Origin of the sequence: Amycolatopsis alba DSM 44262 (genome assembly GCF_000384215.1) — a bacterium.
GTDB classification, from domain to species: Bacteria; Actinomycetota; Actinomycetes; order Mycobacteriales; family Pseudonocardiaceae; genus Amycolatopsis; species Amycolatopsis alba.
The window spans coordinates 3,708,422-3,721,456 of the sequence record NZ_KB913032.1 but is presented as its reverse complement, the minus strand read 5'-3'; the positions used below and the strand labels follow the sequence as shown (position 1 = coordinate 3,721,456).

The following is a 13,035-nucleotide window of genomic DNA, read 5'->3' as shown; positions in this document are numbered from 1 at the left end:
CGCTCATGGGGGCAAGAGCGAAGATCGCCATCGCACTGGTGGTGGCGGCCCTGGTCGCGACCTGTGCCGGGATCGCCGTGTTCTCCGGCCGTCCGGTCGCCGCGCCGGCGCCGTCGAAGGCCTCGTGCGACGCGCCGCCGATCCGGCAGGCCGCCTTCGCGCAGCCGTCCGAGCCCGCGCCGCCGCTGAGGCGCGACGGATTCGACGAACTCTTCCGGACGGGTCGAGAGGTCAAGGCAGGCGGGGAAGCCGCGGTCGTGGAGGTCGTCGAGCTCGGTGCCCTCGACCTGCCGACCGGACGGCTGCTCGGCGGCGATCCGACCACCGTCAACGACGTCACCGAGCCGCCGGTGCCCTTCCTCGTCCGGGTGCCGCCGGGTGAGTACCCGGTTTCCGTGGCGGAGGTCCGGTTCGCGGGTTCCGGGCATCGACGGGTCGCCGCGGCCCGGCTGACGATCCGGCAGGAGCCTGCTGTCCGGTGGGAACTCGCGCTGGTCAAAGGCGAAGATCCGGCGAAACTGGGGCCGAACGAGTTCTACGGGTACGGCGTCGATGCCGGGCTCGGCGCCTTCGTCGACGCGGACGCGGTCCCGGCGTTGTGCCGTCTGGTCGGCGAGGATCTGGAAGGCCCGTTGATGAAGGCGCTCGACGGTCCGGAGGCGGCGCTCGTCCGCGACCCGGTCAGCGGCCTGAACGTGGCCGCTTTCAGTTCCGGCTGGGGTGACGGCAGCTACCCGACCTGGATCGGCTACGCGGCGAACGGGCAAGTCGCCCGTTTCGTCACGGATTTCCACGTCATCAGCTGAGATAAACCCCGTTGGTCTCTGGATCCATGTGGCGTAACCCGAGATACTCCAGCCGGTGCTCCGAGCAGGGGGAAATTCCATGGCGAAGCGGCCGTCCAGTTTTCTGGTGACGCTGCTGCGTCGTGGCGCGCCCGCGCTGGCCACGGCGACGAGCGAGCTGTCCGACGAGGTCGGCGATCCGACACCGATGCGGGCGCTCCGGCGGATCCAGCAGATGTCCGGTCCGGTCGACACGGCCTATCGTGACAACCTCCTGCTCCGGGCCGCCCGTTACGTCGCTCTCGTCCCGTTGGTGTACCGGCTCTTCGCGGTGCCGGGCACCTTCGGCGTCTACGTCTCCACCCACGGCATGGTCGGGATCGGCCCGGTCGGGCTGGTGACTCTCGGGTCTGTCGCGCTCTCGCTGTACGGGATCCGGTGGATGCTGCGCTCGGCGCCGTTCCGCCCGCAGCACGCCGTCCGGTTGCTGGCCATCGACCTCGCGTTCACGCTGCTCGCGCCGCTGGCCGTCGGCGCGCTGGTGCCCGCTTCGGTGTTCACCGAGGCGATGGCGGTACCGGGGAAACACCTGCTCGGTGAGGTCGCGCTGCTGGCACTGGCGCTGGGCATGCCCGCCGCCGCTGCGCTGGCCCTCGTCAGCTTCCCGGTGCGGATGCTCGCGTCCCTGTTCGGCACCGGCCACGCCGCGCCCGGCGACGCGATGGCCACCTTCCCGGCGATCCTCGGCGTCCTGTTCACCGCGAGCGGTGCCCTCGTCCTGATCGGCCTCGGCACCCGGCTCGCCCTCGCGTACGGCATCCGCAACGGCCGGATCGCCGAACGCGCCCGCCAGCACCGGATGCTGCACGACTCCGTGCTGCAGACCCTCGAAGCGATCGCGCTGGCCCCCAAAGGCGACCCCGCCGAGCGGCTCGCCGAGGTGCAGCGGCTGGCGCGGGCGCAGTCGATGGAACTGCGGCGGACGATCGAGAACGAGGCTTCGGAACGGTCCGAGGCCGGGTCCCGGCCGCTGGGCGAGAAGCTCGCGTCGCTGGCGACGGAGATGGCGCGCGATGGTCTGCGCGCCCAGCTCGTGATCGCCGAACTCGACGACGACACCCTCTCCGAGGTCCGGCAGATCGCCATCCGCGACGCCGTCCGCGAGTCCCTGCGCAACACGCTCAAGCACGCCGGGACGGACAAGGTCGTCGTGCGCGTCGAGGAGCAGGAAGGCGGCGTCGCGGTGATCACCCGCGATCACGGCGCCGGGTTCAGCCTCGACTCCCGGCCTGCCGGTTTCGGGATCAGCGAGTCCATCACCGCCCGGCTGAACGAGGTCGGCGGGACGGCCAGGGTGGAGTCGGCTCCGGGCAATGGCACCAGAGTCACCCTCTGGGTGCCCTTCTGACGGTAAACAGGAGAACATGAAGAAAACGGACGTCCTGGTCAAAGCGCTCACCGCGTACCGCGACGGTGACCAGGCCAAGGCAGCGGACCTCGCCGAACGTGCCGGATCCACGCTCGGCCTCGAACTGCATCGATACCTGACCGAAGGCGGCGGCGGAGGTGTCTACGACCAGCCCGCCGCGTTCACCGCGTTCATCCGCGGCGGCGGGAACGTGAAGCTCTACCGGCAGCTCAGCGCGATGCTCGCCCGCCGGTACGGCAGCGTCGGTTCCCTGCTCGACCTCGGCTGTGGCGACGGGCTCGCCGTCGTCCCCGCCCTCGAACAGGCGGACCGGCAGCCGGGCCGGATCGACCTGGTCGAGCCGTCGAGCGCGCTGCTCGCGGAAACACGCAAACACCTCGACGGCACCCATGGTCTGCACACCTGGCAGGCCACCGCGCAGGAGTTCCTCGCCCGCGAAGACGACAAGCAGTGGCAGCTGACGCAGTCGACCTTCGCGCTCCAGTCGATCCCGACCGCCGAGCGCACCGAGGTCCTGCGGGCGCTCCGGCCCCGCACGTCCTGCCTGGTGCTCGCCGAATTCGACGTGCCCGAATACGACGAAGACTCCGTCGAGTACGTGCACTCGCTGGTCACACGCTACGAACGCGGTATCTCGGAGTACGGCAAGGAGGCGTCGCTGGTCGCTCAGGGGTTCCTGCTGCCGATCCTGCTCGGCCTGGTCAAACCGGGGGCGGACCGGACGAACTGGGAGCAGCCCGCCACCGATTGGGCCTCGCAGCTCAAGGAAGCGGGTTTCACCGGCATCCGGATCGAGCCGCTGGCGGACTACTGGTGGTCTCCCGCAGTGCTCATCACCGCCTCCTGAGTTTGGCTACGTTGGGGTCATGGGGATCTTGCTTTCCGCGCTCGAACTCGCCGTCGTAGAGGACGGGCGCGCGGCCACCGAAGTACTCGCGTCGACGGTCGTCGTCGCCGGGAAACTGGAGGAACTGGGGTACCACCGCGTCTGGATCGCGGAGCATCACGGCTCGCCCGCCATCGCGACGTCTTCGCCGCCGGTGCTGGCCGCGCATCTGGCCGCGGTGACGTCGTCGATCCGGATCGGCTCGGGCGGGGTGATGGCGCCGAACCACGCCCCGCTCGCGATCGCCGAGCAGTTCGCGACGCTTTCGGCGCTGCATCCCGGCCGGATCGACCTCGGCGTCGGGCGAGGTCCAGGGACCTTCGACGAGAAGATCGTCCGCGCGCTGCGACGCGGCGCGGACCCGGCGACGGACGCCGAGTACGGCGCCGACGTCGCCGAGTTGCTGCGGCATCTGGCAGGCGAGACCGGCATCCGGGTGCTGCCCGGCGAGGTGCCGACGCCGGAGCCGTGGCTGCTGTGTTCGAGCGCGGCCGGTGCCCGGCTCGCCGCCGGGCTCGGCTTGCCGATCGCGGTCGCGCACCACATCCGGCCGCAGTGCACGGCCGAGGTGCTGGACGCTTACCGCGAGGACTTCAAGCCGTCACGGTGGCGCGAAGAGCCGTACGTGATCCTCTGCGTCGAGACCATCTGCGCGGACACCGACGCCGAAGCCGCGTACATCGCCGGGCCGTGCGCGGTGATCAAGTCGTACCTGCTCAAGGGCGAGGGCGGCGACCTCGCCTTCCCGACCATGGAGGCGGCGGCCGCGCACGAGTTCACCCCGGAGTCGACGGAGCCGATCGCGCAGTTCACCGCCGCGCAGGCGCACGGCGGGCCGGAAAAGGCGGTCACGTCGCTTCGGAACCTCGCCGCGGCCACCGGCGCCGACGAGCTGATGCTGACGGCACCGGTGTACGACGCCGCGGCGCGGGCCCGGTCCTACGAACTGGTCGCGAAGTCCTTCTGACTACTGGACGCGCGACAGAGCGCCGGTTTCGAGATGCTGGGCGATCGGCCGGGGCAGCACGTAGGCCACGGCCCCGCCCGGTGTCCCGTTCCACGGCGCGGTGATGCCGGTGACCACGCGCAGCGGCCGCAGGACGCGGTACAGGCGGTGTTCCCGTTCGCGGTCCGCGGCCAGCGACGTCTCGACGAACCGTGCCGGTTCGGCGTGCACGAGGTTGCCGGTCTCGTTCCCGAACCGCTGCACCGTGGTGCCCGCCGGCAGGACGACGATCCGCTTGCGGCGGAAGAAGTTCAGCGGCGGCTCGCCCCGGAGCGGCAGGATCGGCCAGTCGGCCGGGTTGTCGGCCTCCTCGCTCGCGCCCACCGCGGCCCGTGCCGGGTACAGCAGCAGGGTGCCGAGGAAGAACCGCGCCGCCTCTTCGAGTTTCGCGAACGCCACCGGCTCGTCCGTCGGCGGACGCGACACCTCCCAGCCGTTCTCGGCGCGGCGCAGCGTCCAGAGTCCCGGCTCCGGTACCGCGTTCGCGCCGATCCGGTAGGACGTCGGCGCGACGCCGTGTTCGGCCAGCCGCTGGTACAGGACGTCCAGTACCTCGACGGCCCGGATGTCGCGGCCCGGTTCGCCGTCGCGTTCGACGCGGGTGCGGACGCTTTCGTCCGGCAGGTCGGCGGCGGTCTGCGGCGGCCGCGGTTTGCCGACGATCTCCGCTTCGGCGGTCGCCCGCACCAGCTCACCGACCAGCGGCGGCCGGAATCCGGCGGCCCGGATGTGCTCGACCAGCTCCGGTTCCGGCGGCACCCCGTACTTCCGCAGGTAGTGCGGGACGGCCGCGGGCCAGATCCAGACGCCGTCGGTGTGGAAGGCGTTCGGCACGTCCGGCGGGCCGTTCGGGGTGAAGATGTCGGGCTGCGGACCCTGCCGGGACAACGCCACCGGCGAGCGGAAGAGGTAGTCCAGTACGCCGCGGACCTGGTCCGGCGGCACCGGCGGCCGGTTGACGACCGGTCGTTCGCCCTCGTTGTGCGCGTCGGCGGCCTTCGCGTGCCGGAACACCACGTCCAGCGGCAGCCCGGCCTTGGCCGAGAGCCAGGCCGGGATGTGCTCCTTGCCGCGAGGGAAGATCGCGAGTTCGGTCGCGTACGCGCGCGGCGACGGCTTCCCGCCCTCGTTCGGCGCGAGCCGCCAGGTCGGTTCCTGGTCGGCGTCGAAGTCGAAGTCGAAATGCGATTCCGCGTCCAGCGTGAAGGTGCCCTGGAACCAGGTGCCTGTCTCGGGCTGGTGCATCGCCGCGCGCAGCCGCGCGAACAGCGTGCTGAGCTCCGGAGGGGCCGCGAGGGACACCGACACCGGGCCGTTGCCCTCGTCGCCGACCGAACGGACCTCGAGTTCGGCGTAGTCGCCGACCTGCCGGAACTGGGCGCCGACCCGCTGCCAGCCCGGCGGCAGCACCCGCAGCAGGGTCCGGCCGATGGCGCGGAGCAGCGGAGGCTGATCGCCCGCGCCGAGCTCGGGCCGGGCTTCCGGCGTCTCGACGAAGTCGTGCCTGGTCTGCCACAACGCCGTCAGCCGCGACGGCGCGGCCGTGGTCGAGAAATCCGTGAGGCCCAGTTCGGCTGCACGGGCCGCGTCCTCGCCCGCCCAGCGCAAGGTCAGGTCGCCGCCGCCGGTATGCGGCGCGATCTGGAAATGCTCGTCGTCGAACCGGCCGTGCGACTGCAGGCTGAAGGTCGCACCGACCTCGCCGTTCAGCACCACGCGGGCGGGCCGCCCGTTCCAGTCGCGGTCGAACCCCTCGGGCGCCGCTTCCCCCGGCGGCGCGATGAGCAGCAACGTGCCGTCTTCGGTCGACCGCTGGGCCGCGAAGACGGTTTCCCCCCACATGGCGTACAGGCCATCCGGCCGCTCCGCCGCTTGAACCCGATAGCGCACTTCGTGTCCCCTCCCCAAGATCCCCAAACCGGAGGTCAATCTAGTGGGCCGGATAGCGGACGTACCACCGGTCGTCATCCGGGGCGCTCCCGCCGAACTCCGCGAGCGCGTCGTCCGCCAGCCCCCCGATGACCTCGGACAGTTCCAGCTTCACGAGCCAGTCCGTGTCGAGCTCTTCCTCGCCGTACATGGCGCCGACGAGGTTTCCGCAGACCGATCCCGTCGAGTCGCTGTCACCGCTGTGGTTCACCGAGGCGAGCAGCGCGGTGTTCGGGTCGCTGGTGGCCAGCGCGACGTAGACCGACATGGAGAGCGCGGTTTCGCCGACGTTCCCCTGTCCGAGGGTTTCGAGCTTTTCCGGCGTCGGCGTGCCCTCCCGCGCCAAGGCGAGTGCCTGGTCGAGTGCGACGCTCTGCTCCTCGTGCCCCTGGTACTTCTCGAGTTCGACACGGGCCGTCGCGACGGCGTCGAGCAGCGGTTGCCCGGTCAGCAGCTCACGCACGATCACCGCGAACGCACCCGACGAGAGATACCCGCTCGGGTGACCGTGGGTCAGCGCCGCGCTCTCGGCGCCGAGCCGGAACACTTCGGCGAGGTCGTCCGACCACAGCGCGACCGGTGCCGCGCGCATGACCCCGCCGCAGCCCTTCGAGTTGTTCACCGGCTTGTCCATGCCAGCGCGCACCCCTGTCTTGCCGTACGCCTCCAGCTCGCTGAAGCAGGTGAGGCCGGGCGCGCGACGGCTGAACAGCTCGCGGTTCGTGATCAGCCAGCCGTCCGGTTCCGTGCTCGTGTCCTGCGGGCCGCGTGCCCGCTCCCACGAGACGCCCTGGGTGTGCAGCCACCGCTGGTACGCCAGCTGGAGCGACTGTTCAGCGGTAGCAGCGGTAGCAAAGGTCCCCTGCTGCCTTCGGCCGGTAGTACCGGTAGTAAAGGTCCCTTGCTCCCGCCTGGCGGCGGCATGGGCCCTGATCAGGCCTTCCAGGGTGAACAGCGTCATCTGGGTGTCGTCGGTGATCCGCCCGACCCCGCCGTACGCGGGGATGAGGTCGGTGATCCCGGCGGGTCCGGCGATCTCCCGGATGCGGTCGATCGAGTCGAACTCGGTCTTCGCGCCGAGCGCGTCGCCGATCGCTCCGGCGAACAGGCTGCCGCGCAGCCGCGACCTGGTCGCCGGATGCTGAAGCCACTCACGCATTTCTCTACTGATCTCCTCGTGGATACCGGTTCGCGTCCCAGCGTCGCGACTCCTCGGGTTCGCGGGTCACCCCGAACCTGGTGAAGTAGTAGTAGGCGTCGCCCGCCATGGCGTCGACGACACCGAGGTCGGAATACGCGGCCAGCCAGGACTCCGGCAGACCGGGCACGGTGAGCCTCGCCCCGACCATCGCCCCGGTCAGCGCCGCTGTCACCTGGCCGCCGCGGGCCGCCAGCGTCAGCGCGGCCTCGGCGTCGTGGCCTCGTTTGGCGGCGGCGAACAGCGCCCTGCCCAGTACCGAAAGCGGTGTCCGGCCGTCCCCGATGCTGTCGAACTGTTCGACGTCGTCGCCGTCGATGTCGTTCCGGAGGTCGAGCACGGTTTTGACCAGGTCGCCGACCTCGCCGCTGTACTCGTCGAAGTCCGCGAGGAACTTCGCGACCGCCGGTTGGCCGTTCCGGGCGGCCAGTTGCGAGCGGAACAGGTTCACCAGCAGCTCGGCGCCGTGGACGACCTCGTGGCCCGCCGCGGAACCGACCAGCTCGCGGACCACCTTCATCGCGTAGAAGGTGCTGTCGGCAAGACCGTCCGCCCCGCCGGTCACCGTCGCGGCGAGCGCGGTCGCCAGCATGGCCGAGAACTCCGCGGGGGGCGGCCCGGCGGACGCGGTGGCCTTGGCGACCCAGCCGTCCGGCCTGCCGCCGGCGGGCAGCGATGCCGGGATCTCGGGTTTGTCCGGAGACGACTCCAGGCCGCGGATCACCGACTCGGTGTGGAACAGCAGCTGCCGGGTCAGCCCGCCCAGCGGCAGGCCGTCGGCGGGATCCGCGCCCGAGCCGAGCGCGTCTCCGAGCGCGAAGCCGACGTACGCGCCGAGAAGCCGCGGGTACGCGAAGCTTCCGACGGGGAGCGTCGGGTTGTAGAACTTCCCGAACGTCCAGGCGGCCGGGCGCGGCTCGCCGTCGTCGTAGAAGTGCGTCACCAGGCCGGCGGCGAAGAGGTCTTCGGGCAGCTCCGGCAGCGGACGGCCGTCGTACTTCGCGCGGGAACGCTTGAACGACAGCGTCGCGCCACGGGTGTAGCGGACGAGTTCGCCGGTGCTCAAGGTGTAGCCGTTGTCCCTGGCCTGGCCGACGAGATCCGCCAGGTTCGCGACGGCCGAGCCGAGATCCTGGCCGTACTCCTCCTGAAGGGGTTTGAGGGCGTCTCCGTATTCCTCGCTGAAATACGCGGGGCGCCCGACGGACTCCGGGCGTTCGGTACCCGCGGGGAGGCCGAGATCGGCGACCTGCCGCAGCGTCTCCGGGTAGATGTGGAAGGTCTCCGCACGGCCGGGGTTGACCAGCAGGCCGACACCGGGGGTGTCGTTGGCGCGCCGCAGGAGGACGCGGGGCTGGGTCCGCTGCCACAGCGTGTACTCCGACGGGATCTTCGCCTCGGAGGTGTAGACGACGTATCGCAAGCCCGCGTCACCGAAGTCGCGGACCTGCAGGTGGCCGTCCTTCGCCGGGGCCAGCACGTCGAGATCCAGCATCCAGTGGACGAACTCCTCCGGCGTGATCCACTCGACGCGGAGGTAGCCCAGCAGCGTCTCGACGTCGCTTTCCGGTGCCGCGCGGCCGGAGAACCGCGGTCCGGGCCGGTGATCCGGGTTCGCGCGGACCGCGCCGGTCGGCTCGCCGAAGAGCGTGTACTGCTCCCAGCGCAGGATCGCCGCCTTCGGCACGGGCAGTCCGGGGACCGCGGCCGGATCGAATTCGGGATCGACGACCTCGGCCCACCGGGTGAACGTGTCGTCGGCGGCACTGTCGCCACCCGCCGCGGAGACCGCCATCAGTTCCAGGTCGAGCCGGATCTCGCCGCCGTCGTCCGGGACGAAGGCGACCGGGCTGGGGAACAGGCCGGCGCCGGGGTCGGTCCCGTCGATCCAGCCGACGGTGTTGTACGTGACGTTCCAGCCGTCGGTCGCGCGCGAGACGTACTCGCGGCGGATCCGCAGCGCGCCGGTCCCCTCACCGCCCCTGCCCGTCAGCCACTCTTCGACGCGGCTGACGGCTTCCTCTTCGTTCATCGTCCCCATTTCAGATTCACCAGCGCGGATATCGCCGGTCCCAGCCGTCGACCTCGTGCAGCGCCGAATGGCGGTCGAAATGCCAGAACGCGTCCGTGGCGATGTTCTCCACCAGGTAGCGCAGTTCCAGCTGGTCGACCCACTTCTGCGGCAGACCGGGGATGCCGGTGCGGGCACCGAGCAGCGCACCGGCGATGGCGCCGGTGATCGCGCTGCGGCCCGAGTGGTTGACCGCCCGCAGCAGCGCCTGCTCCGGGTAGTTCTCGAAGCCGGACAGCGCCGCGAACGCACGGCCCAGCACCGAAAGCGTGCCCTTGCCGTCGCCGATCAGCTCCGGGACGCGCAGATCCGGCAGGCCGTGCTTGCCGAAGAACGGCACCGATTCCGCGACCATGGCCTTGAGATCCGCCCAGACCGGTCCCCGCTGGTGCGGGTTCTGGTCGCTGAAGATCTCGCGGGAGATGTTCCAGACCGGGTAGCTGAACGCCTCCGACGTCAGCGCGGGCTCGAACAGCCAGGTCAGATACGTCGCCGCTTCGACGTCGACCTCGCCGGGATGGGTGACCGAGACGAGGTCGCGCGCCGCCTGGCGGACGCCGCCGCTCATCGCGCTCCCCGGTCCAGCCGCGGTCATCGCCGCCGGCAGGGCCGCGACCAGCGCGTCCGGCCCGCTCATCGGCATCGCTGTCGGCGAGACGGTCGCCAGCGCGTGGTAGGCGTTCAGTTCGGCGTCGTCCGGGGTGCGGCGGACGCGGAGCTCCGGCACCTTCACGAGCCAGCCGTCGGCGTTGTCCAGCGGCGCGCCCTGGGTGTGCAGCCAGCGCATCAGCGAGTTGCGGGCGACCGTCCCGAGCGCCTGTTCGGCGTCGCGGTTTTCCGGCTGCTCGCGATGCGGGCTGCGGATCACGGCCTCGGTGTAGAACAGCAGCCGCTGGGTGAGCGGCCCGATCCGGCCGGGCAGGTCGAACGCGACCGGCAGGTCGGTGACGCCGTCCGGGCCGAAGGTGTTGTGGATCTCGTCGAGCCGCATCCGGTCGACGGCCGCGCCGAGCGCCTCGCCAAGCGCGAAGCCCACGAAGGCGCCGGAGACGCGCTGCCAGCCGTAGCGCGAGCTGGAGCGGTCTCGGTCGAAGTACTTGCCGAAGGTGTCCAGACGGGGCTCGATCTGCCCCTCGTTGTCGTAAGCAGGCGCCAGGCCGTTCGCCCGCAGGTCGTTCGGACGGCCGCGCGGCGGCTCCGGCCGCTTGAGCCGGGCCAGCCACGACTGGCCGAGAACGGTCTTCTGGCATTCCTCGGCGGTCAGTTCGAAGCCGCGGCGGCGGGCCCGTTCGGCGGCGGCCAGCGGCGGCTTCACCGGTTCGGGCAGGCCCATCTTCGCGGCCGTGTCGGCGGCGAGGGTCTCCAGCTCGGGATCCGCTTCCGGGCAGCGCTCGTTGACGTCGACGGACGTGTCCCGGCGGGGGAACCGCTGGGCGGTCTCGGCGAGTTCGGCGCCGCTGACGTCCTCGAACGTCGCGGGCCCGCCGTTGATCACGAGGTTCGGCGGGCTCTCGTACCCGGCGAGGGTGGCGATGTCGACCTTCCAGTACCCGTGTTCGCGGGACGGGAGGTTCCTGGTCGAGCTGAACACCCGCAGCTCGGCGCGTTCCTCGTTGAAGTAGAACCGCTCCGTCTTGCCGGAGGCCAGGTCCAGCGGGACGTAGACCTCGCAGCGCAGCAGCCCGATGAGCAGCTGTTCCCTGGTCAGCCAGCCGACACTGGCGAACGACAGCAGCGTTTCGAGTTTGTTCTCCGGCTTCGGATAGCCCCGGCGGACGGGACCGGCCCGGTACTCGGGGTTCTCCCGCTCTTCCCCGGTCTGCACGCCTTCCGCGTTGACCTTGACCCAGCCCGCGACGACCGGCGGCGGGACACCGAGGTCACCGAGCCCTGCCTTCGCGTACTCGGGGTCGACGACCTCGCGCCAGGCCTCCTGGCCGGGGAACGCGACCGGGACACTGAGCCCGCCGGGCTGCGGATGCGCCTGGCGCAGCTCGCCGTCCGGTTCGCGGACGATGACCGACGGCGGCGGGAAGATCTCCTTCTCGGCATGACCCTCGTCGAGGAAGGCGATCGTGTTGTAGGGGACCGACCAGCCCTCGGGGATGCGCAGGACCTTTTCGAGGTTCACGCGCAGGCCGGCGCCGCCCGGTTCGGACACGTCCGGACCGTGGACCGCGCGCAGCCACTCTTCGACCTTGGCTACCGCTTCCGCCGATTCCACCTACTCGATCCTCTCCAGGCTGCCGTCGGACACGTGCTCGGCGATGGTCCTCGGGAGCACGTAGGCCACCGCCCCGCCGGGCATGTTCGCCCAAGGGACGGTGACACCGATGATCACGTGGAGCGGGCGTCGCAGCCGGTAGGTCCCACCGACACGCTCCCGTTCCAGCGGCAGGGACGTCGTGGCGAACCGTACCCCTCCGTGGTGAACCAGATTGCCGGTTTCCTCGCCGAACCGCAGTACGACCGTACCGGCGACCATCCGGCTGACGCGCTTGTTGCGGAGCAAGGTGAGGGGAGGCTCACCCGGTGCGGCGCGCAGCGGCCAGTCGGCGAGTTCCTTCGCGGTCTCCAGCGGCGTCTCGTGCCCGGCGGTCATCCTCGCCGGATGCAGCAGGACAGCGCCGAGAAGCTGATGCGCGGCGTCTTCGAGCTTCTCGAAGTACTTCGGCGACACCGGGGCGCCGTCCGAGTAGGCCGCGACCTCCCAGCCCTTCTCGGTGAAGTTGAGGCACCAGGAGCCGTCCGAGCGGTCCCCGATGCGGTACGCCTCCGGCCAGACGGCGTGCTCGCCGAGCCTGCTGACCAGTACGACCAGGAGTTCTTCGTCGGTCAACGACGGATTCGGCGACGTCTCCAGCTCCGCGGCGATGTCGCCTTCGGTCTTCTTGACGTCGGAGCGGCCCGGTTTCGGTCTCGGCTTGCCGAGCAGATCGGCTTCCGCCGTCCGCCGCACGAGATGCTCGACGTACGGCGGCTGGAACCGCTGGCCGCGGATGTGCTCGACGAGCTCCGGCTCCGGCGGGATCCCGTACTTCCGCAGGTAGTGCGGGACGGACGCGTGCCAGATCCAGGTGCCGTCGGTGTGATAGCTCTCCGGGACGTCGCCGTCGGCCTCCGGCTCGAAGATGTCCTTGCCGAGACCACTGCCGGAGAGGATCGCCGGTTCACGCTCCAGGTACTGCGCGACCAGCGGCGCTTCGGACTCGTCGAGCTCCGGTCTGTCCACCACGGGCGGCTCGCCCTCGGTGTACGCGTCGACGATCCGGGCGTGCCGGAACTCGACGCGCAACGGCAGCTGCGCGCGCAGCCGCCACCAGTCCGGGATGTGCTCGTCCTCGCGCGGGAACGCGGCGAGCTCGTCCGGGTACGCCGACGCCGACGGCGCCGCGGTCCACGCCGGTTCGTCGTCGAGGGTGAAGTCGAAATCGAAGGTGCCATCGGGCTTCAGGGTGAACCGCGACTGCAACCAGGTGCCCCGGCCGATGACGTACATGCCGGTGCGAAGCCTGCCGAAGAGATCGTTCAGCTCGGCGGCGGGCGTGACGTTGTGACCCTCGAGTTCGGTGTGCTCCCCGGCCTGCCGGAAATCGGCGGCCGCGGCGTGGGCGGGGTCGGTGATCCCCGCCAGGATGAGCCTGCCGATCTGGACCAGCAGCCCGCGCTGTTGTTCGGAAGTGAGTTGTTCCACGTGAATCATCGCGCCCGGTTCGACCGGCTGAGCAGGC

Annotated in this window: 9 protein-coding genes; 4 read left to right on the top strand and 5 right to left on the bottom strand. The window is 70.8% G+C overall.

All coding sequences use genetic code 11. The features are described from left to right. The first annotated feature begins 5 nt into the window (after positions 1–5). From AMYAL_RS45950 to AMYAL_RS0117610, 4 genes are all read left to right on the top strand, one after another. On the top strand, positions 6–806 hold the full coding sequence (locus AMYAL_RS45950) for a DUF4241 domain-containing protein (RefSeq protein ID WP_020632629.1): 801 nt from the start codon (positions 6–8) through the stop codon (positions 804–806). Positions 807–885: 79 nt separating this feature from the next. Further along, positions 886–2,193, top strand: coding sequence for an ATP-binding protein (locus AMYAL_RS0117620; protein WP_020632628.1), 1,308 nt, complete (start codon positions 886–888; stop codon positions 2,191–2,193). 16 nt (positions 2,194–2,209) lie between these two features. After that, positions 2,210–3,061 (top strand): class I SAM-dependent methyltransferase, encoded by an 852-nt coding sequence (locus AMYAL_RS0117615; protein ID WP_020632627.1) that lies wholly within the window; start codon positions 2,210–2,212, stop codon positions 3,059–3,061. 19 nt (positions 3,062–3,080) lie between these two features. Beyond that, positions 3,081–4,067, top strand: coding sequence for an LLM class flavin-dependent oxidoreductase (locus AMYAL_RS0117610; RefSeq protein WP_020632626.1), 987 nt, complete (start codon positions 3,081–3,083; stop codon positions 4,065–4,067). On the opposite strand, the gene AMYAL_RS0117605 is transcribed toward AMYAL_RS0117610, so the two are convergent. The 5 genes from AMYAL_RS0117605 to AMYAL_RS0117585 are packed head-to-tail and all read right to left on the bottom strand — an operon-like array spanning position 4,068 to position 12,998. Continuing rightward, positions 4,068–5,996, bottom strand: coding sequence for a TNT domain-containing protein (locus AMYAL_RS0117605; RefSeq protein WP_026467182.1), 1,929 nt, complete (start codon positions 5,994–5,996; stop codon positions 4,068–4,070). It lies immediately after the preceding gene. 40 nt (positions 5,997–6,036) lie between these two features. After that, positions 6,037–7,194, bottom strand: coding sequence for an ADP-ribosylglycohydrolase family protein (locus AMYAL_RS0117600; protein WP_020632624.1), 1,158 nt, complete (start codon positions 7,192–7,194; stop codon positions 6,037–6,039). A gap of 4 nt (positions 7,195–7,198) precedes the next feature. Beyond that, on the bottom strand, positions 7,199–9,265 hold the full coding sequence (locus AMYAL_RS0117595) for a YrhB domain-containing protein (RefSeq protein ID WP_026467181.1): 2,067 nt from the start codon (positions 9,263–9,265) through the stop codon (positions 7,199–7,201). A 16-nt stretch (positions 9,266–9,281) separates the two neighbouring features. After that, the gene (locus AMYAL_RS0117590) at positions 9,282–11,528 is read right to left on the bottom strand and encodes an ADP-ribosylglycohydrolase family protein (RefSeq protein WP_020632622.1); all 2,247 of its coding nucleotides are present in this window, start codon (positions 11,526–11,528) and stop codon (positions 9,282–9,284) included. Continuing rightward, the gene (locus AMYAL_RS0117585; RefSeq protein WP_020632621.1) at positions 11,529–12,998 is read right to left on the bottom strand and encodes a TNT domain-containing protein; all 1,470 of its coding nucleotides are present in this window, start codon (positions 12,996–12,998) and stop codon (positions 11,529–11,531) included. Between the last annotated feature and the right edge of the window lie 37 nt (positions 12,999–13,035).

Excerpts from the sequence above, each read along its gene's own strand:
- AMYAL_RS0117600 (WP_020632624.1), bottom strand. The coding sequence starts at position 7,194 with ATGCGTGAGTGGCTTCAGCATCCGGCGACCAGGTCGCGGCTGCGCGGC.
- AMYAL_RS0117620 (WP_020632628.1), top strand. The coding sequence starts at position 886 with ATGGCGAAGCGGCCGTCCAGTTTTCTGGTGACGCTGCTGCGTCGTGGC.
- AMYAL_RS45950 (WP_020632629.1), top strand. The coding sequence starts at position 6 with ATGGGGGCAAGAGCGAAGATCGCCATCGCACTGGTGGTGGCGGCCCTG.
- AMYAL_RS0117615 (WP_020632627.1), top strand. The coding sequence starts at position 2,210 with ATGAAGAAAACGGACGTCCTGGTCAAAGCGCTCACCGCGTACCGCGAC.
- AMYAL_RS0117595 (WP_026467181.1), bottom strand. The coding sequence starts at position 9,265 with ATGAACGAAGAGGAAGCCGTCAGCCGCGTCGAAGAGTGGCTGACGGGC.
- AMYAL_RS0117610 (WP_020632626.1), top strand. The coding sequence starts at position 3,081 with ATGGGGATCTTGCTTTCCGCGCTCGAACTCGCCGTCGTAGAGGACGGG.